The organism is Saccharopolyspora sp. NPDC045839 (genome assembly GCF_056431645.1).
Genome location: NZ_JBWKKH010000027.1, coordinates 90,176 through 113,432, shown reverse-complemented (window position 1 = coordinate 113,432; position 23,257 = coordinate 90,176). Strand labels below are relative to the sequence as shown.

Sequence of the window (23,257 nt, the reverse complement as noted above, 5' to 3'; positions counted from 1 at the left end):
ACGGAGAGCCATGAGTTTCGTCGTGATCGCACGGTACGTCACCAACCCCGGCAAGCGGGACGAGGTGCTGGACCTGCTGGCGCCGATGGCCGCGGCGTCGCTGGCCGAGCCGGGCTGCCGCCGCTACGGCCTGCACGCCGGCACCGACGACGACGTCGTCGCCATCGTCGAGGAGTACGACACCGAGGCGGACTTCGCCGCGCACTGCGAATCCGAGCACTTCAAGCGGATCGTGCTCGGCCAGGTCGTGCCGCTGCTGGCCGAGCGCGTGGTCACCCGCTGCGTGCCGGTCGCCGGGGCGGGCGCGTGATGCGGGTCCGCGCGGCAGTCCTGCGGGAATCCGGTCGCGAAGCGCCCTACGCGGCGTCGCGGCCCATCGACGTCACGACGCTGGAGCTCGACCCGCCGGGGCCCGGGGAACTGCTGGTGCGGGTCCGGGCCGCCGGGCTGTGCCACTCCGACTTGTCGGTGATCAACGGCTCGCGGCGCAGGCCGCTGCCGATGGCGCTCGGGCACGAGGCGGCCGGCGAGGTCGTCGAGGCCGGCGCGGGCAGCGGTTTCGAGCCCGGCGACCACGTGGTTCTCGCCTTCGTGCCGTCCTGCGGCGACTGCGAGCGCTGCGTGGCCGGCCGCCCGGCCCTGTGCGGCCCGGGCGCCGCGGCGAACGGGCAGGGCGCCCTGCTCGGCGGCGGCATGCGGTGGCGGGCCGACGACGGCTCGCGGCCGTACCACCACCTCGGCGTGTCGGCGTTCGCCGAGCACATCGTCGTGTCGGCCCGCTCGGCGGTGAAGGTCGACGCCGACCTCCCCTTCGAGATCGCCGCCCTGTTCGGCTGCGCAGTCCTGACCGGTGCGGGCGCGGCCCTGCACTCGGCGCAGATCCACGCGGGGGAGAGCGTCGCGGTGTTCGGCCTCGGCGGCGTCGGCCTCGCGGCGCTGCTGATGGCGAAGGCGTCCGGAGCGTCCACATTGGTCGCCGTCGACGTCGTCGAGCACAAGCGGGAGCTGGCCGCCCGGCTCGGCGCGACCCACACCGTGGCCGGCGGCCCGGGGGCCGTCGAGCGGATCCTCGAGATCACCGGCGGTGGCGCCGAGAAGGTGATCGACACGACCGGCGTCGCGCCCGTCCTGCGGCAGGCCTACGACGCGACCCGCAGCGGCGGCACCACGGTCACCGTCGGCCTCCCGGACCCCGAGGCGCAGCTCTCCCTGCCCGCGCTGAGCCTGGTCGCGGAGGAGAAGACGCTGCGGGGCAGCTACCTCGGATCGTGCGTGCCGAGGCGGGACGTGCCGCGCTTCATCGAGCTGTACCGGTCGGGCGCGCTCCCCGTCGACGCGCTGCTGTCCCACCGCCTCACCCTCGACGAGATCAACGAGGGGTTCGACCGCCTGGCCGACGGCACCGCCATCCGCCAAGTCGTCGTCCTCTGACGGCGCCGCCCGGGACCAGCGAGAACCGCCGGTCCCGGGCGGCTCGCGCGGTGCGGCCGGTGTTCAATTTCTGAACAGTTGCGCGGGCACGCCGAACCTAAGGTGATCGTCGCCACACCCGGTGCCGAGAGGGCGACGATGACTTCGCACCGCGCGCCCCGCGCCACCACGCGGCCACCGGACGAACCCGGCCCCGGGCTCACCGGGCGCCGACGATCAACGGCACGGCGCGCTCGATCCGCAACGTCGACCAGGTGCTGACCATGCCGGGCATCACCGACGTCGCGATCATCTCCACCGGCGTCGCGGTGCGCGGCGAGACCTTCGGCCAGTGCATCGACGCCGTCCGCGCCCTCGACGTGACCTGGTTACCGGGCACTGTGGACGGTGAATCGGACGAGACGTTGCTGCGCAAGCTCAAGGCCGCGACACCGCCGGTCAAGCCGGCGCTGCCGCTGACGACCGCGGTCGACGCCGAATTCACGTTCGCCTTCCCCATCAACCACCACGACCCGCTGCGCTTCGAGCCGCTGCCGCGCGAACCGTCCATCCCGCAGTCGCCCACCGACGGCCTGGACAAGGCGTTCTGAGGAGCCCTCATGCCAAAGCACACTTTCAAGCTCAACGGCGAACAGGTCACCGTGGACGTCCCCGGCGAGGTGCGTTTGCTGTGGGTGCTGCGCGACGTCCTCGGCGTGCGCGGACCGAAGTACGGCTGCGGGCTCGGGGTCTGCCAGGCCTGGCAGGCGCCGACGCGACCGAGTAGCCGCGCCACCGGTGGGCGGTCGGCCGAGGCCGCCGTCCACCGGCGGCGCGGTTTCGCTGTCAGCTGGATCGGTTGCCGGGGGCGGAGTCGACCATGGACGCTGATCGCATGGTCGCCTCCGTTGCAGTGCTGTCCGACATCCACGGTGTCCTGCCCGCCCTGGAAGCCGTCCTGACCGAACCCGACGTTGCCGCGGCCGAACGGGTGGTGCTCACCGGCGACATCGCCGCGGGACCGCAGCCCGTCGAGGTGCTGGACCGCCTCGCCGAGCTCGGCGAACGCGCGATCTGGGGGCGGGGCAACGCCGACCGCGCCTTGGTGGCGCTCGCCCGCGGCGACGGCCTCGACGTTCGCGGATCGATCGCGGAGTGGGCCGCGGCGCAGTTGCGCTCCGACCAGGTCGCGCTCCTCGACGCCCTGCCGCATCCCGTGACGCTGCGCGTCAACGGATTCGGCGACGTCCTGTTCTGCCACGCGACTCCGCGCGATGACGACGAAATGGTCCTCGTCGACTCGCCGATGGACCGCTGGGCCGAGGTGCTCGCAACCGTGCCGGACGCCGTCTCGACGGTCGTGTGCGGGCACACCCACATGCAGTTCGTGCGTCTCGCCCACGGGCGCCAGATCGTGAACGCCGGAAGCGTCGGCATGCCGTACGGCCGCCCAGGTGCGCACTGGGCGCTGCTGGCCGATGGGGTGATTTCGTTGCGCCGCACCATGTTCGACCTCGACGAAGCGTGCGCGGCCGTGACCGGGGGATCGACGTTCCCGGAAGCCGGGGAGTGGGCGGACTTCCACATCCGCGCCCGCGCGACCGACGCGTACGCACTGGAAAAACTCCGCAGCCTCTGACGCGGGATGCCCTTCGACCCGGACTCGCTGCGCTGGATCTTCTCGGACTACAGCGAGATCGAGCTGCGGCCCATGGTGGAGCAGCCGCCGGGTGCCCAGCACTACGGTGTCCCCTTCCTGCTGGCCGCGCTCTTCCGCCGCCCGGCGGCCCGTTGACCACCTCGTACTACTGGCGGTGCGTGCGTTCGGAGGCATTGCACACGCACGGCTGCTTGCTTCGGTGTCGGGGGTCACAGATAATCCGAGGTTAACCTTCGTTAACGCAGCGCCGGCTCCGCGACCTCGTCTCCGGCGTGACAGGATCCGCCTCCCGCGACCTGGTGCTGGGTTCGGGCGCGGCCGTGCATCTGCGGGCCGAGAAGGTCACCGGCACGGCCGACGGCTTCCTGGTCGAGCTGACGCCCCGCGCCCGCACGCGGGTCCCGGTGCCGCGCGGCCGGGTCGCCGAGAACCGGCGAACCGGGCTGGACCAGCAGCTGGCCGAGCTGCGCAGGGGAGCGGAGCCGGTGCTCGTCGCCGGCGAACCCGGCTCCGGGCGCACCTCCGCGGCACGCGCCATCGCCGGCCCGCGGACCGTGCAGGTGCTCGACGCCGCGGACGTGGTCGTCGTCGGCGAACAGGAGTGGGCCAAGCGGCTCCGCTCGCCGAACCCGGGCGCGGAAGTCCTCGTCGTCGAAGGGATCGAGCTGCTGTCCGACGCGCTGTGCGCGGGTCTGGCGCGAATGCTCGCGGACGATCCGGGCGCGCGCCTCGTGCTCATCTCGGCGCCGCGATCCGAGCTGCCGCCGCGGGTGCTGAGCCTCGCGGCGACCTGCCCGTCCCGCGTGGAACTGCCGCCGCTGCGCAACCGGACCGACGAGTTCGTGGCGATCGCGCGCACCATGCTCGCCGAGCTCCGGGCCGACCTGCGCATCGCGCCGAGCGCATTCGAGGCGCTGATCGCCCAGCAGTGGCCCGGGAACCTCCGGGAACTGGCCGGGGTGCTCCGCGGCATCACCGAGCGGCGCACGGCCGGTGACATCACCGTCGCGGACCTCCCGGCCGGCTACCGCGACGCCGGCCGCACCGCCAGGCTGAGCAGGAGGGAACGGGCCGAACGCGACGCCATCACCGAGGCCTTGCGAGACACCGGCGGCAACAAGGTGCAGGCCGCGCAGCGCCTGGGCATCAGCCGCACCACGCTGTACAGCAGGATGCGCGCGCTCGGGGTGTCCCGTTGAGGTGTTCAGTTCTTGAACAGTTACCGCCGCGCGCGGCCGCGAACATGGTCCCCGTCACAACGACGTGAGGAGGCCGAGTGACTGCGGTGGATGAGCAGACGCCGCTGACCGCGTTGCTGCTCGGCGAGGTCTTCCAGGAAGCCGGCTTCCCGCCCGGCATGGTCAACATCATCACCGGTTACGGCGACGCCGGTGCGGCGATCGCCGCGCACGACGAGGTGGACCCAGTACAACGGTTTCGACACCGCGCTTCCCTTCGGCGGTTACAAGCAGTCGGGCTGGGGACGGGAGCTGGGCGCGGACGCGATCGATCTCTACACCCAGACCAAGGCAGTCAACGTCGCCCTGTGATTCGGAGGTATTCGCACGTGAAGACCAAGGCAGCAGTTCTGCGCGAAGTGGGCAAGCCGTTCGAGATCGTCGAACTCGACCTGGACGGCCCGGGCCCGGGAGAAGTCCTCATCAAGTACGCCGCGGCCGGGCTGTGCCACTCGGACCTGCACCTCACCGACGGCGACCTGCCGCCGCGCTTCCCGATCGTCGGCGGACACGAGGGCGCCGGGATCATCGAGGAGGTCGGGCCAGGCGTCACCAAGGTCAAGCCCGGCGACCACGTGGTGTGCAGCTTCATCCCCAACTGCGGGACCTGCCGCTACTGCTCGACCGGCAGGCAGAACCTGTGCGACATGGGCGCCACCATCCTGGCCGGCTCCATGCCCGACGGGACGTTCCGGTTCCACGGCGGGGGCGAAGACATCGGTGCCATGTGCATGCTGGGCACCTTCTCCGAGCGGGCGACGATCTCGCAGCACTCGGTGGTCAAGGTCGACGACTGGCTGCCGCTGGAGACCGCGGTCGTCGTCGGCTGCGGGGTGCCCAGCGGGTGGGGCACGGCGGTCAACGCCGGCAACGTCCGGGCCGGCGACACCGTGATCATCTACGGCATCGGCGGCCTCGGCATCAACGCCGTGCAGGGCGCGCTGCAGGCGGGCGCCAAGTACGTGGTCGTCGTCGATCCGCTCGAGTTCAAGCGGGAAACGGCGCTGAAGTTCGGCGCCACGCACGCTTTCGCCGACGCCGACGAGGCCCAGGCGAAGGTCACGGAGCTGACCTGGGGCCAGGGCGCGGACGCCGCGCTGATCCTGGTCGGGACCGTCGACGAGACCGTGGTGTCCAAGGCGACCGCGGCGATCGGCAAGGGCGGCACCGTGGTGATCACCGGGCTCGCCGACCCGGCGAAGCTCACCGTGCACGTCTCCGGCGCGGACCTGACGCTCAACGAGAAGACCATCAAGGGCACGCTGTTCGGCTCGTCCAACCCGCAGTACGACATCGTGCGGCTGCTGCGCCTCTATGACGCGGGCAAGCTCAAGCTCGACGAGCTGGTGACGACGCGCTACAGCCTGGAGGAGGTCAACCAGGGCTACCAGGACCTGCGTGACGGCAAGAACATCCGCGGCGTCATCGTGTACGACTGATCCGCGAGCCGGTAGCTCCGGGGTGCCACCGCACCCCGGAGTTTCCGGGCTAGCCCTAGGCGAAGGTCTCGACGATCTTGGCGTTGAAAGCGGGCAGATCGCGGGGGCTGCGACTGGTGACGAGCCCGCGATCGACCACCACTTCCTCGTCGACGACCTCGCCGCCGGCGTTGCGGATGTCGGTGCGGATGCTGTGGAACGAGGTCAGCTTGCGGTCCCGCACCACGTCCGCCTCCACGAGCGTCCAGGGCCCGTGGCAGATCGCCCCGACCGGCTTGCCCGAGTCCACGAAGCTCCGGACGAACTCCACCGCACGCGCGTCGCGCCGGAGGTTGTCCGGGTTGATCGTGCCGCCGGGCAGGATCAACGCGTCGTAGTCGTCGGCCGACGCATCGGAGATCTCGCGGTCCACGGTGAACCGGTCGCCCGGGTTGATGTCGTGATTCATCGCCTGGATCTGACCGGAGTGCACCGAGACCAGCTCCGCCTCGGCCCCGGCCTGCTCCACGGCCTGGCGCGGCTGTTCGAGCTCGACCTGCTCGACACCGTCCGCGGCGAGGATCGCCACCCGGCGGCCGCGCAGTTCGTTCCCCATGTCCGATCACCTTCCCCGATCTGGTCTGCCGCGCTGCGTCCGGACGGTTCCAGGGTGCGCCACCGCGTTCCCGATGCAACTCGGCGGCATTCGGAACTCGCCACCGGACGGCCGCCCCTAGCGGGACTCGTTCCAGACCGGGTGCGGTGACTCGCGGACCTGCCCGTCGGACCGGAACACCAGGAACCGGTCGAAGGACCTGGCGAACCAGCGGTCGTGGGTGACCGCGACGACGGTGCCCTCGAAGTCGTCCAAACCGGACTGCAGCGCGTCCGCCGAGACCAGGTCCAGGTTGTCCGTGGGCTCGTCGAGCAGCAGCAGGTTGGCGCCTTCCAGCTCCAGCAGCAGGATCTGGAACCTCGCCTGCTGCCCACCGGAGAGCGTGTCGAACGGCCGCTGCGCGCCCTGCACGATGTCGTAGCGCGCCAGCGCGCGGCTGGCTTCCTCGCGTGTCATGCCCGACCGGCGCTTGCCGCCGCCCATGAGCAACTCCAGCAGTGTCCGCCCGGCGAACTCGGGATGCTCGTGCGTCTGCGCGAACATCCCCGGCACCACCCGCGCACCTAGGCGCGCGAGGCCGGTGTGCCGGACCGGGGTCAGCGCCTCCTGGTCCAGGTCGGACACGTGGTCGTCGCTGCCGCCCCGGGCGAGCAGCCGCAGGAAGTGCGACTTGCCGCTCCCGTTGGCGCCCAGCACCGCGATCCGCTCGCCGTAGCGGAACTCCGCGTCGAACGGCTTGGTGAGCCCGTCCAGGGCGAGGTCCTCGCAGATGACCGCGCGTTTGCCGGTGCGCCCGCCGGGCAGGCGAACCTGCACCCGCTGCTCGCGCGGAACCGCCTCCGGCGGCCCGGCCTCCTCGAACTTGCGCAGCCGGGTCTGCGCCGCCTGGTAGCGCGTCGCCATGCCGTCGTTGTAGCTCGCCTTCTGCTTCAGGTCGTTCACCAGCCGCACGAGCTTGGCCCGGTCCTCGTCCCACCTGCGGCGGAGCTCGTCCAGCCGGGACATCCGCTCCTCGCGGGCCTCGTCGTAGCCGGCGAACCCGCCGCCGTGCACCCAGATGCGGTTGCCCGCCGCGCCGAGCTCCACCGTCACGATGCGGTTGGCGGTGCGGTGCAGCAGCTCGCGGTCGTGCGTGACGAACAGGACGGACTTCGGTGTCTCCCGGATCTGCTCCTCCAGCCACTGCTTGCCGGGCACGTCGAGGTAGTTGTCCGGCTCGTCGAGCAGCAGCACCTCGTCCGGCCCGCGCAGCAGCGATTCGAGGGCGAGCCGCTTCTGCTGGCCGCCCGAGAGCTTGCGCAGCTCCCGGTACCGGATCCGGTCGAACGGCTGGCCGATCGCGGCCGTGCAGCACCGGTCCCAGTGCACCTCGGCGTCGTACCCGCCGGCATCGGTGTACTCGGAAATCGCCTCGGCGTAAGCGATCTGCGCGGCATCGTCGTCGTGCTCGATCAGCCGCTCCTCGGCCCGGTCGAGCGCTTTCGCCGCGGCGCGCAGCCGGGGCGGGGTCAGGGAGATCAGCAGGTCCCGCACCGTCGAGTCGTCGCGGGCGTGGCCGATGAACTGGCGCATCACGCCGAGGCCGCCGGAACGGGTCACGCTGCCCTCGTGCGGCGCGAGATCGCCCGCGATCAACCGGAGCAGCGTCGTCTTCCCGGCGCCGTTCGGGCCCACCAGCGCGGCCTTGACCCCGTCTCCCACCCGGAACGACACGTCATCGAGCAGCACCCGGCCGTCCGGCAGGACGTAGTGCGCTTTCTGCAACTCGACATGCCCCACGGTTGTCGGCTCCTCACAGTGCTCAGAAGTTTTCGTTGCCGCGCCGCCGGATTCGGCGTGGGCTACGCCGGGATCAGGTCTGCGATGTGGCGGCGCAGCACGTCGGCGACGAGCGAGGCATCGGTCGACCCGTGCGGGTAGACCAGCTCGAAGGTCAAGCCCCCGACGACCGCGGTCAGGCGCTCCGCCTCCAGCTCGGCCTCGCGGACGCCCGCCGCCTGCAGCGCTTCCCGGAAGACGGCCCGAAGATCGGTGCCCATCCGGGTCGCCAGCGGCCGGAACTCCGGCCGCAGCCGCGCGGCGGTGATCAGCTCGGCCAGCACGATCAGCTCGGCCCGGTCGTCGTCCGCGACGGGCAGCACGGCGTGGCACACGGCCTCGACCAGCGCGCGGCGGCCCGGCACGTCGAGCGGGGAACCCGTCGCCGGCATCGCCCGTTCGAGCCTCCGCGCCATGCGGGCGCCCACCTCTTCGGCCGCGGCGACCATCAGCCCCTCGTGGCTGCCGAAGTGGTGCCGCACGGAACCGATGTTGATGCCCGACTCGTCGGCGACCTTCCGCAGCGAGGCAGCGCCGACCCCGCCGTGCGCGACGAGCCGGAAAACGGCGTCGACGATGCGGTTCTTGGCGGCCGCGGTCGCGGCATCACGGGCTGTCACGAAATGAAACTATCACATGTGTGATAGTCATCTTCGGGCGCCGGTTCCGCCACGCGCCTGGGGTCGGATTCCATGCGCGCGACCGTAGATCACCAACGGTCCGGGGAACGAGCGATTTTCCCGCACCGCCCGATCCGGTGCCTGCGGGACGTCGGTTAACGTGCAGATGTGACTGCTACGGAGCCGAGCGGCTTGATCAGCATCGAAGACGTCGAGGCCGCGGCCGACAGCATCGCCGGGCACGTCGTGCGAACGCCGACGGTGCCCAGCCCGGGGCTCACCGAGCTGCTCGGGGCACCGGTCTCCGCGAAGCTGGAGTTGTTGCAGCGCACCGGATCCTTCAAGGTGCGCGGGGCAACGGCGAAGCTGCTGTCGCTGAGCGAGGCGGAGCGGGCCGCCGGTGTCGTCGCGGTCAGCGGCGGGAACCACGGGATCGCCCTCGCCGTCATGGCCGGCGCGCTGGACGTCAAGGCGACCGTCGTCATGCCGAGCTCGGCGCCCGCTCGTGCCGTCGAGATCGCGGAGGCGGCCGGGGCAGTCGTCCGCGTCACCGACGACATGGCCGGCGCGTTCGCGCTGACCGCCGAGCTGCGGGCGAGCGGGCTCACCCTGGTCCACCCGTTCGACGACCCCGTCGTCATCGCAGGTCAGGGCACGGTCGGCCTGGAGTTCTCCGACGACGCCGACGAACTCACCGACGTGCTGGTCAGCATCGGTGGCGGCGGGCTGATCGCCGGGGTCGCCGCGGCGCTGCGCGCGCGACGCCCCGATGTGCGGATCTGGGGAGTGGAGACCGGGGGAGCGCAGGCCATGTCCGAGGCGCTGGCGGCGGGCGGACCGGTGCCCGTCGAACTGTCTTCGATCGTGTCCACGCTCAGCGCCCCTTCGGTCTCCCAGCTGACCTACGATCACGTGTCCACATTGGTCACCGAAGTCCTCGTGGTGCCCGACGCCGAGGCGGTGCGCGGAGTCCTGGACCTGGCCGACCACGCGAAGGTCTGGGCCGAGCCCGCCGCGGGATGCCTCCTCCCGGCCGCGCGCCAGGTCCTCGACCGGGTCGGCCCCGGCGCCAGGCTCGGCCTGGTGCTGTGCGGCGGGAACGCCACGACCGCCGACGTCGCCGCCTGGGCGCGCCGCTTCGGCCTCGGCTGACCCCGGCCGCCGCGTCCACAATGGAGCGGATCGCGGGTGCTCGATCCGGCCCGACTCTGGGTACCCGGGGCGTGTCGACCGGTGCTTCCGGTGCCGCTACTGCAGAGGGGGCTGTGATGAACGAGCGCTCATGGGAGCGGGCGGGCGCGGCAAGCGGCCTGGTCGCCGCCGTGTTGTTACTGGTCAGCCTGCTGCTCAACCCCTTGTCGCCGCCCAGCGACGAGCCGGTGCGCACCTTCTTCTACGTGACCGAGAACCGCCCGACCGTGCTGCTGGCCGCCTTGCTTTCGACGGTGGCGGCGGTGGTCTTCCTGTGGTTCGTGGGACACCTGCGCCACCTGTTGCAACGCGCTGAAGGTGGTGCGGAGGCGTTCTCGCCGGTGGTGTTCGGCGCCGGAGTCAGCCTCGCGACGATGACGATGCTGAGCATGCTGCCGGTCACGGCGCTGGTTTCGCTGAGCCGCAACGTGGAGACCGCGAGTCAGGCGATGGTGTTCGTGCTCGCCGAACTGCACCGGCTGTCGCTCGGCGGGCTCGGCCTGTTGGTCGCCCTGTTCGCGGCCGCCGCCGGGGCGGCCGTGGTGCGCGGCGAGCTACTGGCGCCGTGGCTGGGCTGGTTCGGCTTCGGCGTGGGCCTGATCGGGCTGATCGCCGGCGTCACCTCCTTCTACATGCCCAGCGTTTTCGTCTCGGTCGCCGGCCTGGTGACCGGGATCGTGTTCGCGCTGTGGATCGGCGCGGCGTCGGTGCTGATGGTGTACCGGCCGGAGGTCGACCGGGCCCCGGCCGCCGGCACGGCGTTCGCGCACTGACCCCGGGGCCCGTTCCGGTCAGTCGTCGAGGAACGCGAGGTCGAGGCGGCGGAGGCGATCCGGGTCGGCGAGGATGTTGAGCTCCACGACCTTGCCGCGGGCGACCGTGAACGCCGCGAGCGAGATCGGCCGGCCGTCGGAGATCGCCACCGCCCCGGGCACGCCGTTGACGAGCGCGGGCCGGGTCGCCTCGGCGAGCTGTGCGAAGACGACCGCGCCTCCCGCCACCTCCTTCGCACCGCGCCGCATGACGCTCGGGCGCAGCGAGCCCCCGTCGGTGCGCACCACGACATCCGGGTCGAGGACCGCGAGCAGCGCATCGAAGTCCCCGGCGCGCGCGGCCGCGAGGAAGGCGTCGACGACTTCGCGCTGCTGGGCCAGATCCGCGTCGGGTGCCGGGGCCGCGCCCTGCACCCGGCCGCGGGCCCGGCTGGCGAGCTTGCGGGTCGCCGTGGAGGTGCGCCCGACGATGGGCGCGATCTCGTCGAACGGCACCGCGAACAGGTCGTGCAGCACGAAGGCGAGCCGTTCGGCGGGCGTGAGCGTCTCGAGGACCACCAGCAGCGCGAGACCGACGGAGTCGGCCAGCAGCGCCTCGTGCTCCGGGGTGATGACGTCCGGGCCGCTGATGATCGGATCGGGCACGTGCACCTCCAGCGGCTCCTCGCGGCGCGCCGTTCGCGCGCGGAGCATGTTCAGGCACACCCGGCCGACGACCGTCGTCAGCCAGCCGCCGAGGTTCTCGATCTCCGCGGAGTCGGAGCGGCTGAGCCGCAGCCAGGCCTCCTGGACCGCATCGTCGGCCTCGCTCAGCGAGCCCAGCATCCGGTAGGCCACCGCCCGCAGGTGCCCGCGGTGGGCCTCGAAGCGATCCGCCAGAAAGTCCTTCTCGTCCATCGGCCGCATTCCTCCGTCACGTCGTGTCGAAGGAGTGACCCGCCGGACGCGGCCGATGTGACACGCCTCGGCCGTCGGCGCACTCCTGGAGGACCTGTCAGCTCGCCGCGGCATCACCGTCCGGGTGCGGCCAGATGCCGGAGGTACCGCGGCGGTGGCTGTCGACGAGATGCGTGTCGACGATGCCGATCGCTTCCATCAGCGCGAACATCGTCGTCGGGCCGACGAACGCGAAACCCTTGCGGCGCAACGCCTTCGACAACGCAACGGATTCCGGCGACGTCGTGGGGACCTCGGCCATCGTACGCGGACGCGGCGTGGTCTCTGGCTTGAACGACCAGACGAATGCTTCCAGCCCGTCCTCGGCGCGGAGTTCGATGGTCGCGCGGGCGTTGGTGATGGCCGCGCGGATCTTGGCTTTGTTGCGCACGATCCCAGCGTTGCCGAGCAGTCGTGCCTCGTCCTCTTCGGTGTAGGCCGCGACGGCGTCCGGGGCGAAGTCGTCGAACGCCTCGCGGAAGGCCGGGCGCTTGCGCAGGATCGTCGCCCAGGAGAGCCCCGCCTGGAAGCCCTCCAGGCTGATCCGCTCGAACAGGGCCTGCTCGCCGTGCACGGGCATGCCCCACTCGGTGTCGTAGTACTCGCGCAGCAGGGGATCGCGGGCAGCCCACGCCGGCCGCGCCAACCCGTCCTCGCCGATCACGACCCCGGTGTCGGTCGTCGTGGTGTCTGCCGCTGCGGGACTCACTGTCTCGTTCTCCTCGGTTTCTCGGCGTTCTCGGTCGTCATGCGGGGCGATGCACGAGGATGGTGCGGACCACTTCCCAGGTGCCGCCGTCGCGGGCCGCGCCGCGCAGCCCGTCGAAGGTTCCCACGCCGCCCATGGCGATCAGGTCGTCGCTGGCGAGTGATGCGGTGCCGATCGTACGGGCCGGGTCCCAGCCGGTGGAGTGCAGAAGCCGACGGCCCATCTGCACCCAGCCGGTGACCTGCCCGGTCACCACCCACGCGTCCGGGCCAGGCTCGGTGAAGCGCCGCGCCTGCCGCAGCCACGACGCGGCCCGCTCCGGCCAGTCGACGACGTCGAGCACGTGCCCGCCCCGCTCGCTCCACGCCCGCTCGACGGCATCGGCGGTCGCCCGGGACGGGGCGTCGCGCGAGCAGCCGATGACGATCGAGGTCACCCGTGGCCGCAGCCCGGCGAGCAGGCCCATCACCGTCGCCAGCTCGACTTCGTCGTGCGGCAATGGAATCCCGGCCGCCCCCTTGGACTCGCTCGCCAGCGGCGACCGGTTCCGACGCATCGTCAACGGTTCCTCACCGTCCTTCCACTCCTGGTACCGCTTCGGCAGGCACACCGCGCAGGGCCGATAGCCGGCCGCGCGCGCCGTGGCTTCGTCGGCGAAGAACACCCGGTGCGCCACGTAGCCGCCGTCTGCGATGGCGCGCAACGCCGAAGGGCAGTCCAGTCGCCCGTAGATCCGGCCGCGCCGGTAGCCGCCGAAGCGACCCGGCACGGCGCTTTCGTACGGGCGCCCGTCGGCCCCGATCAGCGTGTACGCCATTAGGCCGCGTCGTGGAAGACGAGCCCCAGCGTGTGGCGTCGCCCGGAACGCACCGGCGAAACCCCGTGCCGCACCGGGGAAGCGGACCAGCCGCGTGCCGAGCGGACCGGTCGGTCGCGCGTGGTGAACACCAGGCCGTGCCCCTGCGGGATCAGCGTCGCGGTGCCCCGGGATTGGGCGCGCGGGCGCTGCTCCACCAGCAGGAACTCGCCTCCGGTGTGATCGGTCCCCGGATCGTTGAGGTTGATCACCACCTGCAGCGGGAACACCTTGTCGCCGTACAGGTCCCGGTGCAGCGCGTTCCAGCCGCCCGGCTCGTAGCGCAGCAGGATCGGCGTGGGACGGGCCTGCCCGGCCCGATGGCAGATGTCCAGCCACTCGTCGAGGGTGTCCGGCCATTCCGCTTCCCGGCCGAGCTTCTCGGCCCAGTCCCGGGCGACCGGCAGCAGCTGCGGGTAGAGGGCCTGCCGCAGCTTCTCCACCGGTTCCGGGAAAGGCGCGGCGAAGTAGTGGTAGTCGCCGTTGTCCCCGAAGCGATGGCGGCGCAGGTTGATCGTGGCCCGGAAGTGCTCGGGCTCGTCCCACAGGGCCGCGATCCGCTCGCACTCGGCGACGGTCAGCAACTGCGGCAGCAGCGCGCAACCGTAGTCGTTGACCTCGGCGGCGACCCCCGCCCAGTCCGCCGCCGCGACCCGCTTCGCGTACCGGTCCGTCTTCGACGTGGTCATGCCGCCTCCAGGTTCAGCAGGGTTTCCTTGGCTTCCGCACCGCCGACGTACCCGCCCGAGGTGCCGTCCGAGCGCACGACCCGGTGGCACGGCACCACCACCGGCAGCGGGTTGGTCGCGCACGCGGTGCCCACCGCGCGAACCGCCCGCGGGCTGCCCGCCGCGGCGGCGACCTCGGCGTAGCTCGCGGTGTGGCCGTAGGTGATGTCGGGCAGGTGCTCCAGCACGTTGAGCCGGAACCCGCGCGAGAGCCGCCAGTCCAGTGGCAGGTCGAAGGTCCGCCGCCGCCCGGCGAAGTACTCGTCGATCTGGCGGGCCGCTTCGTCGAGCCGGGCCGGCGCCCGCAGGATGCGGGGGCTGATCAGCTCGGCCAGCGACTCCAGGACCGAGCTGTGCCCCTGGCGGTCGAAGGCGACCCGCACCAGGCCGCGTTCGGTGGCCGCCAGCAGCAGCTCGCCGACCGGGGTGCCGACGGTGCGGTACGCGACGTCGAGCAGCCCTTCCCGCTGGGCCGCGTTCACCAGGTCGATGTGCAGCCGCTCGCTGGTGTTGAAGTCGATCGCCGGGAGCGCGTCGAACAGGTGTCCGTCGTCGGATTCGTGGATCGTCATCATCACGCTTCCCTCCCCACTCTCGTGGTGGGCTTATAGGTCGTGCGCAGGGCCTTGATGCCGTCCGCGGCGGCCCGCCGGGCGGCGTCGGTGCTGCCGCCGAGGATCGCGGCGATCTCGGCGTAGGGCAGGCCGGCCAGGTAGTGGTAGGCCACCGCCATGCGCTGCTTGGTCGGCAGCGCGCTCAGCGCGGCCCACAGGTCGCCGTCCCAGTCCTCCGGGCGGCCGGTCGTGCTGGGCCGCTCGGGCAGGCGCTCGACCACCACCGGCCGGCGGGCCGTCGCCCTGGTGACGTCGACCGCCTTGCGGTGGGCGATCGTGACCAGCCACGCCTCCACGTTGGTGTCCTCGGCCAGCTCCGGGTAGGCGCGCAGTGCGGCCAGGAACGTCTCGGACCACGCGTCCTCGGCGTCGGCCGGCCCGAGCACGGCCCGGCACACTCGCAGCACCATGGGGCCGTACTCGTCAACGATCTGCTCGAACGGTCTCACTTTCACTCCCCGTAGACGCCCCGCGTCGCGGAAACGTGAGATGCGGATCGGCCCGTTTCCGCGATCGTCACCCGGACGTGGCGATCCCGCGTTTCGGGAACGGGCCGCCGGCGGCGGTGCCGCGTGACGAGCGTCTCACCGGAGGTGCGGCGATGGGCCGGAAGATCATGTTCAGCCCGGGGATCGACGGCCGCGAGGGGGCGCCCGGCGCGGGTCGGGCGCGGCACCGGCCCTTGCCAACGGCCCCCCGATCGGTAGCCTCCGTTGTGCTGGTGGTTCGTCCGCTCCCTTGAAGCGGGGTGGACGAGGCAAGAGGGAACCCGGTGGGAATCCGGGACTGCCCCGCAGCGGTGAGTGGGAACGAACGCCGTCCCCGGTCCCAGACCGGGCACAGCACTGGGCACGCGTGCCTGGGAAGCGACGGCCACTAGGAAGCCCGGCTCCGGCCGGGACGCGCCCGCGAGTCCGAAGACCTGCCACCGGTGCGCGCACCGGACGGTGCGCGCGGTCCGAGGTCTCGCGGGAGGACCCGGCGGACGACCGGCTCGCGCCGTGTGGTGCGCGCCGGTCCGCCTGCGCCTTCCCGGACCTCGGGGCATCTGCCGTCGAGCTCGCGAGGAGAGGGCGTTGACCAGCAAGATCGGATCTACCGTACTCGGATACCCCCGGATCGGCCCCGACCGGGAACTCAAGCGCGCGCTGGAGCGCTACTGGTCGTCCCGCATCGGCGAGGCGGAGCTGCGCGCGGTGGCGCGCGAACTCCGCGTCCAGACCTGGCGCTCGCTGTGGGACGCGGGCCTGGATTCGGTGCCGGGCAACACGTTCTCGTACTACGACCAGGTGCTGGACACCGCGGTCACCTTCGGCGCGATCCCGCCGCGTTTCGCGAAGCTCGGGCTGGGCCCGCTGGACACCTACTTCGCGATGGCGCGCGGCGTGGCGTCCGAGCCGCCGCTGGAGATGACGAAGTGGTTCGACACGAACTACCACTACCTGGTGCCCGAGATCGGCCCGGACACGCAGTTCTCGCTGGCCGACAGGGCTCCCGTGGAGCAGTACCGGGAGGCCGCCGAGCTGGGCGTGACCACCCGCCCGGTGCTGGTCGGTCCGCTCACGTTCCTGCTGCTGGCCAAGTCCGCGGACGACGCACCGGAGTCGTTCCGGCCACTGGACCGGCTGGACGCGCTGCTGGACGCCTACGCGGAGCTGCTCGGCGAGCTGCACCGCGCGGGCGTCGAGTGGGTGCAGCTGGACGAGCCCGCCTTCGCCGCCGACCGCTCGCCGGCCGAACTCGCCGCCCTGCGCGCCGCCTACCAGCGTCTCGGCGATCTGGCGGAGCGGCCGCGACTGCTGGTCGCGGGATACTTCGGCGATCTCGGCGAGGCACTGGAGGTGCTGGCGTCCAGCCCGGTCGAAGCGATCGGCGCCGACCTCGTCGCCGGTAAGTCCACAGTGGACGTCCTGTCGTCGGTTCGCGGGCTGAGCGGCAAGACCCTGGTGGCCGGGCTCGTCGACGGGCGCAACGTCTGGCGCACCGATCTCGACAAGGCGCTCGCGACCGCCGCCACGCTGCTCGGCTCGGCGAACGAGGTCGCGGTCAGCACGTCGTGCTCCCTGCTGCACGTGCCCTACGACGTCGATGCGGAGACCGGCATCGACCCGCAGGTGAAGTCCTGGCTGGCGTTCGCCGCGCAGAAGGTCCGCGAGGTGGTCGTGCTGGGCCGCGCGTTGCGCGAGGGCCGCGACGCGGTGGCCGACGAGCTGGCCGAGGCGCGCGCCGCGATCGCCGACCGCGCCGGCGCGGACCGGGTCCGGAACAATCGCGTGCGCGCTCGGTTGCAGGCGCTGCGGCCGGAATACACGCAGCGCGGCGAGTACGACACGCGGCGCGCGGCGCAGCAGAAGGCGTTGAACCTGCCGCCGTTGCCGACCACGACGATCGGATCGTTCCCGCAGACCACGGACGTCCGCAAGGCGCGCGCCGCGGTGCGCGCGGGCCGCATCGACCAGGCGACGTACCGGCGGCGGATGCAGGACGAGATCGAGCGCGTGATCCGCCTGCAGGAAGGGCTCGGGCTCGATGTCCTGGTGCACGGCGAGCCGGAGCGCAATGACATGGTGCAGTACTTCGCCGAGCACCTGGACGGCTTCGCCAGCACCGACAACGCTTGGGTGCAGTCCTACGGTTCGCGGTGCGTGCGCCCGCCGATCCTCTACGGCGACGTCTCCCGCCCGGCGCCGATCACCGTCGAGTGGGCGAGCTATGCGCAGCGGCTGACCGAGAAGCCGGTCAAGGGCATGCTCACCGGCCCGGTGACGATCCTGGCGTGGTCGTTCGTCCGCGACGACCAGCCGCAGGCCGACACCGCGAAGCAGGTCGCGCTGGCCATCCGGGACGAGGTCGCCGACCTGGAGGCGGCCGGCATCCGGGTCATCCAGGTCGACGAGCCCGCGCTGCGCGAGCTGCTCCCGCTGCGCCGTGCGGAGCACGGGGAGTACCTGGACTGGGCGGTGACGTCCTTCCGGCTCGCCACCTGCGGAGTCGCCGATTCGACGCAGATCCACACCCACCTGTGCTACTCGGAGTTCGGCGACGTGATCAACGCGATCGTGGCGCTGGGCGCGGACGTCACCAGCATCGAGGCCGCCCGCTCGCGCATGGAGGTGCTCGACGACCTCAACGCGGTCGGCTTCGGCCACGGCGTCGGGCCCGGCGTGTACGACATCCACTCGCCGCGCGTGCCGGACACCGCCGAGGTCGTCGACCTGCTGCGGGCCGCGCTGGCGGCCGTGCCCGCGGAACGGTTGTGGGTCAACCCGGACTGCGGGCTGAAGACCCGCGGCTACGCCGAGGTCGAGGCGGCGTTGCAGAACCTCGTCGCGGCGGCGGCCGAACTGCGCTGACGCCGGGCCCGCGGGCGGCGCCGCACCGGTGGTGCCGCCCGCGGAACGGTCCGATCTGCCGGGAATTTTCCCCGCGGTGCGGCGACTTGATCCGATCAGGACCAGGTCGAGCGAATGGAGCTCCGATGTCGCAGGAGAGCACGCCGCAGGGCACCGTTGTCGCCGGATTCGAATCAGTGCGCGAGGAGTTCGCCGCCGTGGCGGCGGCCGAGGGCGGTGACTACGCGGCCCAGCTGGTGGCCCACCTCGCGGGTGAGCGGGTCGTCGACCTGTGGGTCGGCCCCGAGATCACCGGGGATTCGCTGACCGGCGTGTTCTCCTCCACGAAGGGCGCGGCGTACCTGGTCGCGGCGCTGCTGGTGCAGGACGGCGTGCTCGACCTGGACCAGCGGGTGAGCCACTACTGGCCGGAGTTCGGCGCCGAGGGCAAGCAGGACGTCGTCCTGCGCGACCTGCTGTCGCACCGCGTGGGGCTCGTGGGCGCGGACGCGGGGCTGTCGCTGGAGGAGGTCGCCGACGACCGGGTCATCGCGGAGCGGCTCGCCGCGCAGCGGCCGTACTGGCGCCCGGGCACCGCGTTCGGGTACCACGCGCTGGTCATCGGGGCGCTCGTCGGAGAGGTGGTCCGCCGCGCCACCGGCGAGACACTGCAGCAGCACTTCGAGGCGCGCATCCGCGCCCCGCACGCCCTGGACTTCTACCTGGGGCTGCCGGCAGAGCAGGAGCCGCGCTTCCTGACCACCCTGCCGATGGCGCCCACCGAGGAGCAGCAGGCCGAGCTGGCGGCGGGCGAGACCGGCCCGGAGAGCCTGAACGGCATCGCGATGAACCGCAACCACCCGGACGCGGTGGAACTGTGGGACTTCCCGAACCACCGGGTGGTGCGGGCGAAGGGGCAGGCGTCGGCCGGCGGCGTCGCTTCCGCGCGCGGGCTCGCCGGGATGTACGCGGCCGCGACCACCGGCATCGGCGGGAAGGCGCCGCTGCTGAAGCCGGACACGGCCGCGGCCTTCGCGCAGATCCACTCGATCGGCTACGACCTCGTTTCCCGCCAGCACAAGGCTTTCGGGCTCGGCTTCTCCGCGTCGGTCGACGTCTACCCGTTCCTCGGACAGGGCGCGTTCGGGCACGGCGGAGCGGCGGGTTCGCAGGCCATCGCCGACCCGCGAAGCGGCCTCGCCTACGGCTACAACCGGCGCCGCTTCGCCTTCCCGGGCGGCGCGGCCCCGGAGAACGACCGCCTGCTCAAGGCCGTGCACGCGGCGGCGACGGCGTGAACCGGTCGGCGCTTCCACGTCGACCGCATTCGATCACGCCGCATCCCGCCCGGGGGCAGGATCCCGATCTTCCGTGCCGGATCCGGACCGGGCTTCGGTGGCGAGTTCGAGGTCGGTGGTGCCCGCCGGAACGGGGTGGTGGCAGCGGAACGCGTGGCCGGTCGCGTCGCGCTGCGGGTCCGGCATCTCCGCCGCGCAGGTCTCGTCGGCGCGCCAGCACCTGGTGCGGAACGGGCAGCCGCTCGGCGGCCTCGTCGCCGACGGCACCGGGCCGGTGAGCGGGATCGGCTCGATCGGCGACAGCAGGCCGGGCGTCGCCGAGAACAGCGCCCGGGTGTAGGGGTGGCGGGCGGCGGCGACCGCGCCGGCCGGGATCTGCTCGACGGTCCGCCCGAGGTACATCGTCACCACCCGGTCGCTCATCCGCCGCACGGTCTGGATGTCGTGCGAGACGAACACCAGCGCCAAGCCCAGCTGTTCCTTCAGTTCGAGCAGCAGGTTGAGAATCTGCGAGCGCACCGAGACGTCGAGGGCGCTGGTGGGTTCGTCGGCCACGAGCAGCCGGGGGCGCAGCGCGAGGGCCCGGGCGATGGCGACGCGCTGCCGCTGGCCGCCGGAGATCTGGCCCGGCAGCAGGTTCGCCACGCTCGCCGGCAGGCCGACGAGGTCCAGCAGCTCGCGCACCCGCGCCTCGCGTTCCTGGCGGCTGCCGTGCCCGTGCACGTCCAGCGGGTCGCGCAGGACCTGGCGGACCGGCAGTCGCCGGTTGAGCGCCGTGGCCGGGTCCTGGAAGACCATGCCGACCTCCGCGCCGATCGCGGCCCGGCGCCCGGCGGCCGGCAGCGACCAGATGTCCTTGCCGCGGAAGGAGATCGTGCCGCTGGTCGGCCGCTGCAGGCCCACCACCACCTTGGCCAGGGTGGACTTGCCGCAGCCGGATTCGCCGACGATGCCGACGGTTTCGCCGGCCACCACCGCCAGGTCGACGCCGGTGACGGCGTGCACCCGGTCGCGGCGGAACAGCCCGCCGGAGCGCGCCTTGTGGACGACGTGGACGTCGGCGAGCTCGACGAGGGTTTCGCGTTCTGGGGAGGTCATGGCCGCTCCTGTGCTGCCGCCGTAGCGTGGTCCCGGTCGGCGGTGAGGTCGATCGCCGGGTGGTGGCAGGCCACCGCGTGGAACCTGCCCTGCCCGCCGAGCACCGGTGCCCGCTCCTCGCAGATCGCGGTGGCCATCGGGCAGCGGTCGGCGAACCGGCAGCCGGCCGCGAATTCGGACGGGGACGGCACCACGCCGGGGATCTGGGTCAGCTGCTCGGCGCCGGACTCCAGCGACAGCACCGCGCCGAACAGCCCGCGGGCGTAGTGGTGCGCGGGCGCCTCGACGAGCGCCGAGGTCACCCCGGATTCCACGATCTGCCCGCCGTACATCACCACGATGCGGTCGGTGACGTCGGAGACCAGGGCCAGGTCGTGGGAGACCAGGATCAGGGCGAAGCCGAGTTCCGCGCGCAGCCGCAGCAGCAGCTGGATCACCTGCGCCTGCACGGTGACGTCCAGCGCGGTGGTCGGCTCGTCGGCCACGATCAGCTTCGGGTCGCGGGAGAGCGCCATCGCGATCAGCACGCGCTGCCGCTGGCCGCCGGAGAGCTCGTGCGGGTAGGCGGTGAGGGTGCGCTCGGGATCGAGCCCGACCATCTCCAGCAGCTCCGCGGGCGTGTGCCGGCCGCCGCGCCGGACCAGCTGCTTGAGCTGGGCCCGGATGGTCATGGCGGGGTTCAGCGACGACAGCGCGTCCTGGTAGACCATCGCCATCTCGTGGCCGAGCAGGTGGCGCCGGGACTGGCGGGGGAGGGTCAGCAGGTCGGTGACCCCGTCCTCGCGGCGGAAGAGGATTTCGCCGCCGATGCGGGCTTCCCGGGGTTGCAGGCCCATCACCGTCAGCGCCGTGATCGTCTTGCCGCAGCCGGATTCCCCGACCAGGCCGAGGACTTCGCCGGGACGGACGTCGAAGGAGATGCCGTCGACGATGTCCACGCCGTCGTGGCGGCCGTCGAAGCCGATGGCGAGGTTGCGGACCTGCAGGATCGGCTCGCCGTCGGGCAGCGGGCGCGCCCGCTCCGCGATCCGCTGCGCCGCCTCGGCGAGGCCGGGCAGCTCGGTGCGCTCGCCGGTGGCCGCCCGCGTGCGCCGCCTGGGTTCCGAGGTGGCCTGCCGGGTGGCCGGCGCCGCCCAGGCGTCCGAAACCCCTTCGGCGAGCACGTTGAGCGCGAGCACCGTCAGCAGGATCACCAGGCCGGGGAAGACCGTCGCCCACCAGCCGCCGGTCAGGACCATGTTGCGGCCGTCGGCGATGACGCTGCCCCACGACGGGTCGGGCGGGCGCACGCCCGCGCCGATGAACGACAGCGACGCCTCGAAGACGATCGCGTCGGCGACCATCACCGTGCAGAAGACCAGGACGGGCGCCGCGCAGTTGATCGCGACGTGCCGGACGAGGATGTGCGGGGTGCGGGCGCCGATGACGCGCTCCGCCGCCACGTAGTCCTCGCCGTACTGGGCGAGGACGTTGGCGCGCACCACGCGGGCGATCGGCGGGACGTTGACGAAGGCGATCGCCAGCACCAGCACTGGGATGCTGCCGCCGAAGACCGCCACCAGCACGGCGGCCAGCGCGATGCCCGGGAACGCCATGATCACGTCGAGCACCCGCATGATCGTTTCGCCGATGGCGGCGCGGGAGGTGGCGGCGACCGCGCCGACCACCGCGCCCGCGAGCAGCGCGCAACCGGTGGCGCCCAGCCCGATCAGCAGTGACCAGCGCGCCCCGTAGAGCACGCGCGTGAAGATGTCGCGGTTCGCGCTGTCCAGCCCCATCCAATGCGTTGCGCTGGGGCCGCCCGCGGCCGCTTCCTGCGCATACGGCGAATGCGGGGCCAGCACCGGCGCGAAGATCGCGGCCAGGCAGATGACGACGAGCAGGCCGACGGCGATCCAGGAGATCGTGTTGAGCCGCCGGAACCGGATGCCCGGCCGGGCGAGTCGTCTGGCAAGTCCGGTGCGGATCACGCGGCGCTCCTGAGACGGGGGTTGACCAGCAGGTACAGCACGTCCACGACGAGGTTCACCACGACGAAGCCGACCGCGATGGTGAGCACCGCGCCTTGCACGACGGCGGGATCGCCGTTGAGCACCGCGTTGATCATCAGCTGGCCCATGCCGGGCAGCGAGTAGATGGTCTCGATGACCACCGCGCCGCCGAGCAGGTAGCCGACCCGCAGGCCGAGCACGGTCAGCGGGTTGATCAGCGCGTTGCGCAGGACGTTGCGGCCGACCACGACGATCGGCGGCAGGCCGTTGCCGATCGCGGTGCGGACGTAGTCCTTGTCCAGCTCCTCCACGACGGCCGTGCGGATGATCCGGGTCAGCTGCGCGGCCACCGGCAGCGACAGCGAGATCGCCGGCAGCGTCATGGACACCAGCCAGCCGGTGAACGAATCGCCCGGGTTGACGTAGCCGCCGGTCGGGAACCAGCCGCGGTCGACGGCGAGCCACTGGATCGACAGCAGCGCGATCCAGAACGCCGGGGCCGCGACGCCGACCAGCGAGACGATCCGGATCAGCTGGTCGGGCCAGCGGTCCCGGAACAGCGCGGCGACGACGCCGAACACCAGCGCCAGCACGACCGCGATGAACAGCCCCAGGAAGGTCAGCTGCATCGTCAGCGGCAGCGCGGTGGCCACCTGCTCCAGCACCGGTGCCTTGGTCAGCACGCTGGTGCCCATGTCGCCCTGCGCCAGGTCGGCGACGAACCGCAGGTAGCGCACGGGCAGCGGGTCGAGCAGGCCGTTCTCCAGCTGGAACCGGTGGATCTGCTCGGGCGTCGGGTTGGCGCCCTGGAAGTACGCGTACTCCGGCTTGTTGTTGGAGAAGCGCATGATGATGAAGACGAACAGGATCACGCCCAGCAGCAGCGGGATCAGGATGAGGATGCGCCGCAACAGCATCCTCGCGATCACGACCACGTGGAACTCCGCTCAG

General features: G+C 72.1%; 24 protein-coding genes, 2 pseudogenes and 1 riboswitch. Of the genes and pseudogenes, 14 read left to right on the top strand and 12 right to left on the bottom strand.

The genetic code is table 11. From position 1 onward, the window contains the following. Positions 1-10: 10 nt before the first annotated feature. From AC07EQ_RS31000 to AC07EQ_RS30955, 10 genes and pseudogenes are all read left to right on the top strand, one after another. Positions 11-310 carry a putative quinol monooxygenase gene (locus AC07EQ_RS31000; protein ID WP_132480110.1) on the top strand — a complete coding sequence of 100 codons (300 nt, stop codon included), beginning with the start codon at positions 11-13 and terminating at the stop codon, positions 308-310. Further along, on the top strand, positions 310-1,431 hold the full coding sequence (locus AC07EQ_RS30995) for a zinc-dependent alcohol dehydrogenase family protein (RefSeq protein WP_478391418.1): 1,122 nt from the start codon (positions 310-312) through the stop codon (positions 1,429-1,431). Before AC07EQ_RS31000 ends, AC07EQ_RS30995 begins: the two co-directional genes overlap by 1 nt. Before the next feature lie 254 nt (positions 1,432-1,685). Beyond that, positions 1,686-2,021, top strand: a complete 336-nt coding sequence (locus AC07EQ_RS30990; protein ID WP_478391402.1) for a hypothetical protein — start codon at positions 1,686-1,688, stop codon at positions 2,019-2,021. Positions 2,022-2,030: 9 nt separating this feature from the next. Further along, positions 2,031-2,171: pseudogene (locus AC07EQ_RS30985) on the top strand (2Fe-2S iron-sulfur cluster-binding protein); the annotation flags it as partial. A gap of 119 nt (positions 2,172-2,290) precedes the next feature. After that, positions 2,291-3,049: a metallophosphoesterase family protein gene (locus AC07EQ_RS30980; protein ID WP_478391401.1), complete on the top strand. Its 759-nt coding sequence runs from the start codon at positions 2,291-2,293 to the stop codon at positions 3,047-3,049. A 6-nt stretch (positions 3,050-3,055) separates the two neighbouring features. Further along, a complete protein-coding gene (locus AC07EQ_RS30975) occupies positions 3,056-3,205 on the top strand; it encodes a hypothetical protein (protein WP_478391400.1) in 150 nt (49 codons plus the stop codon). 137 nt (positions 3,206-3,342) lie between these two features. Next, the gene (locus AC07EQ_RS30970) at positions 3,343-4,269 is read left to right on the top strand and encodes a helix-turn-helix domain-containing protein (protein WP_478391399.1); all 927 of its coding nucleotides are present in this window, start codon (positions 3,343-3,345) and stop codon (positions 4,267-4,269) included. Positions 4,270-4,346: 77 nt separating this feature from the next. Further along, positions 4,347-4,439: pseudogene (locus AC07EQ_RS30965) on the top strand (aldehyde dehydrogenase family protein); the annotation flags it as partial. 22 nt (positions 4,440-4,461) lie between these two features. Further along, a complete protein-coding gene (locus tag AC07EQ_RS30960) occupies positions 4,462-4,620 on the top strand; it encodes an aldehyde dehydrogenase family protein (protein ID WP_478391417.1) in 159 nt (52 codons plus the stop codon). A gap of 17 nt (positions 4,621-4,637) precedes the next feature. Then, on the top strand, positions 4,638-5,747 hold the full coding sequence (locus AC07EQ_RS30955; RefSeq protein WP_478391416.1) for an NDMA-dependent alcohol dehydrogenase: 1,110 nt from the start codon (positions 4,638-4,640) through the stop codon (positions 5,745-5,747). Between the two features lie 55 nt (positions 5,748-5,802). Here the strand turns inward: AC07EQ_RS30955 and AC07EQ_RS30950 are convergent, their stop codons facing one another. The 3 genes from AC07EQ_RS30950 to AC07EQ_RS30940 all read right to left on the bottom strand — a co-directional run bounded on the left by AC07EQ_RS30950 (position 5,803) and on the right by AC07EQ_RS30940 (position 8,780). Next, complete coding sequence (locus AC07EQ_RS30950) at positions 5,803-6,342, bottom strand: type 1 glutamine amidotransferase domain-containing protein (protein WP_478391398.1); 540 nt, start codon at positions 6,340-6,342, stop codon at positions 5,803-5,805. Between the two features lie 117 nt (positions 6,343-6,459). After that, positions 6,460-8,121, bottom strand: coding sequence for an ABC-F family ATP-binding cassette domain-containing protein (locus AC07EQ_RS30945; RefSeq protein WP_478391397.1), 1,662 nt, complete (start codon positions 8,119-8,121; stop codon positions 6,460-6,462). A 62-nt stretch (positions 8,122-8,183) separates the two neighbouring features. Further along, positions 8,184-8,780, bottom strand: a complete 597-nt coding sequence (locus AC07EQ_RS30940; RefSeq protein ID WP_478391396.1) for a TetR/AcrR family transcriptional regulator — start codon at positions 8,778-8,780, stop codon at positions 8,184-8,186. Between the two features lie 168 nt (positions 8,781-8,948). Here AC07EQ_RS30940 and AC07EQ_RS30935 point away from each other — a divergent pair, with 168 nt between their 5' ends. Both AC07EQ_RS30935 and AC07EQ_RS30930 read left to right on the top strand, forming a co-directional pair. Beyond that, positions 8,949-9,932 (top strand): threonine/serine dehydratase, encoded by a 984-nt coding sequence (locus AC07EQ_RS30935; RefSeq protein ID WP_478391395.1) that lies wholly within the window; start codon positions 8,949-8,951, stop codon positions 9,930-9,932. Positions 9,933-10,048: 116 nt separating this feature from the next. Then, positions 10,049-10,744, top strand: a complete 696-nt coding sequence (locus tag AC07EQ_RS30930; protein WP_478391394.1) for a hypothetical protein — start codon at positions 10,049-10,051, stop codon at positions 10,742-10,744. A gap of 18 nt (positions 10,745-10,762) precedes the next feature. Here the strand turns inward: AC07EQ_RS30930 and AC07EQ_RS30925 are convergent, their stop codons facing one another. From AC07EQ_RS30925 to AC07EQ_RS30900, 6 genes are all read right to left on the bottom strand, one after another. Then, complete coding sequence (locus AC07EQ_RS30925) at positions 10,763-11,641, bottom strand: sigma-70 family RNA polymerase sigma factor (RefSeq protein WP_478391393.1); 879 nt, start codon at positions 11,639-11,641, stop codon at positions 10,763-10,765. Between the two features lie 97 nt (positions 11,642-11,738). Continuing rightward, entirely contained in the window at positions 11,739-12,389 is a 651-nt protein-coding gene (locus AC07EQ_RS30920; protein ID WP_478391392.1) for a DNA-3-methyladenine glycosylase I, read from the bottom strand. 37 nt (positions 12,390-12,426) lie between these two features. Next, positions 12,427-13,206, bottom strand: coding sequence for an Ada metal-binding domain-containing protein (locus AC07EQ_RS30915; RefSeq protein ID WP_478391391.1), 780 nt, complete (start codon positions 13,204-13,206; stop codon positions 12,427-12,429). Continuing rightward, positions 13,206-13,934, bottom strand: a complete 729-nt coding sequence (locus AC07EQ_RS30910) for a 2OG-Fe(II) oxygenase (protein WP_478391390.1) — start codon at positions 13,932-13,934, stop codon at positions 13,206-13,208. The genes AC07EQ_RS30915 and AC07EQ_RS30910 overlap by 1 nt, the downstream gene beginning before the upstream one ends. Continuing rightward, positions 13,931-14,548: a methylated-DNA--[protein]-cysteine S-methyltransferase gene (locus AC07EQ_RS30905; protein ID WP_478391415.1), complete on the bottom strand. Its 618-nt coding sequence runs from the start codon at positions 14,546-14,548 to the stop codon at positions 13,931-13,933. The genes AC07EQ_RS30910 and AC07EQ_RS30905 overlap by 4 nt, the downstream gene beginning before the upstream one ends. Continuing rightward, on the bottom strand, positions 14,548-15,042 hold the full coding sequence (locus AC07EQ_RS30900) for an RNA polymerase sigma factor (protein ID WP_478391389.1): 495 nt from the start codon (positions 15,040-15,042) through the stop codon (positions 14,548-14,550). The genes AC07EQ_RS30905 and AC07EQ_RS30900 overlap by 1 nt, the downstream gene beginning before the upstream one ends. Before the next feature lie 250 nt (positions 15,043-15,292). Next, positions 15,293-15,531: riboswitch (cobalamin riboswitch) on the top strand. A 132-nt stretch (positions 15,532-15,663) separates the two neighbouring features. Here AC07EQ_RS30900 and metE point away from each other — a divergent pair. Next, positions 15,664-17,940, top strand: coding sequence for a 5-methyltetrahydropteroyltriglutamate--homocysteine S-methyltransferase (gene metE, locus AC07EQ_RS30895; protein WP_478391388.1), 2,277 nt, complete (start codon positions 15,664-15,666; stop codon positions 17,938-17,940). Positions 17,941-18,065: 125 nt separating this feature from the next. Next, the gene (locus AC07EQ_RS30890) at positions 18,066-19,217 is read left to right on the top strand and encodes a serine hydrolase domain-containing protein (protein ID WP_478391387.1); all 1,152 of its coding nucleotides are present in this window, start codon (positions 18,066-18,068) and stop codon (positions 19,215-19,217) included. Positions 19,218-19,250: 33 nt separating this feature from the next. Here the strand turns inward: AC07EQ_RS30890 and AC07EQ_RS30885 are convergent, their stop codons facing one another. From AC07EQ_RS30885 to AC07EQ_RS30875, 3 genes are read right to left on the bottom strand one after another with little or no spacing between them, the layout of a single operon-like run. Further along, positions 19,251-20,315, bottom strand: a complete 1,065-nt coding sequence (locus tag AC07EQ_RS30885; protein ID WP_478391386.1) for an oligopeptide/dipeptide ABC transporter ATP-binding protein — start codon at positions 20,313-20,315, stop codon at positions 19,251-19,253. Continuing rightward, complete coding sequence (locus AC07EQ_RS30880) at positions 20,312-22,285, bottom strand: dipeptide/oligopeptide/nickel ABC transporter permease/ATP-binding protein (protein ID WP_478391385.1); 1,974 nt, start codon at positions 22,283-22,285, stop codon at positions 20,312-20,314. Before AC07EQ_RS30880 ends, AC07EQ_RS30885 begins: the two co-directional genes overlap by 4 nt. Then, complete coding sequence (locus AC07EQ_RS30875) at positions 22,282-23,241, bottom strand: ABC transporter permease (protein ID WP_358565111.1); 960 nt, start codon at positions 23,239-23,241, stop codon at positions 22,282-22,284. Before AC07EQ_RS30875 ends, AC07EQ_RS30880 begins: the two co-directional genes overlap by 4 nt. Positions 23,242-23,257: the final 16 nt, after the last annotated feature.

What these genes read in the sequence shown, in the direction of transcription:
- AC07EQ_RS31000 (WP_132480110.1), top strand. Translation starts at nt 11, where the DNA reads ATGAGTTTCGTCGTGATCGCACGGTACGTCACCAACCCCGGCAAGCGG.
- AC07EQ_RS30995 (WP_478391418.1), top strand. Translation starts at nt 310, where the DNA reads ATGCGGGTCCGCGCGGCAGTCCTGCGGGAATCCGGTCGCGAAGCGCCC.
- AC07EQ_RS30980 (WP_478391401.1), top strand. Translation starts at nt 2,291, where the DNA reads ATGGACGCTGATCGCATGGTCGCCTCCGTTGCAGTGCTGTCCGACATC.
- AC07EQ_RS30975 (WP_478391400.1), top strand. Translation starts at nt 3,056, where the DNA reads ATGCCCTTCGACCCGGACTCGCTGCGCTGGATCTTCTCGGACTACAGC.
- AC07EQ_RS30950 (WP_478391398.1), bottom strand. Translation starts at nt 6,342, where the DNA reads ATGGGGAACGAACTGCGCGGCCGCCGGGTGGCGATCCTCGCCGCGGAC.
- AC07EQ_RS30930 (WP_478391394.1), top strand. Translation starts at nt 10,049, where the DNA reads ATGAACGAGCGCTCATGGGAGCGGGCGGGCGCGGCAAGCGGCCTGGTC.
- AC07EQ_RS30925 (WP_478391393.1), bottom strand. Translation starts at nt 11,641, where the DNA reads ATGGACGAGAAGGACTTTCTGGCGGATCGCTTCGAGGCCCACCGCGGG.
- AC07EQ_RS30915 (WP_478391391.1), bottom strand. Translation starts at nt 13,206, where the DNA reads ATGGCGTACACGCTGATCGGGGCCGACGGGCGCCCGTACGAAAGCGCC.
- AC07EQ_RS30910 (WP_478391390.1), bottom strand. Translation starts at nt 13,934, where the DNA reads ATGACCACGTCGAAGACGGACCGGTACGCGAAGCGGGTCGCGGCGGCG.
- AC07EQ_RS30905 (WP_478391415.1), bottom strand. Translation starts at nt 14,548, where the DNA reads ATGATGACGATCCACGAATCCGACGACGGACACCTGTTCGACGCGCTC.
- AC07EQ_RS30890 (WP_478391387.1), top strand. Translation starts at nt 18,066, where the DNA reads ATGTCGCAGGAGAGCACGCCGCAGGGCACCGTTGTCGCCGGATTCGAA.
- AC07EQ_RS30885 (WP_478391386.1), bottom strand. Translation starts at nt 20,315, where the DNA reads ATGACCTCCCCAGAACGCGAAACCCTCGTCGAGCTCGCCGACGTCCAC.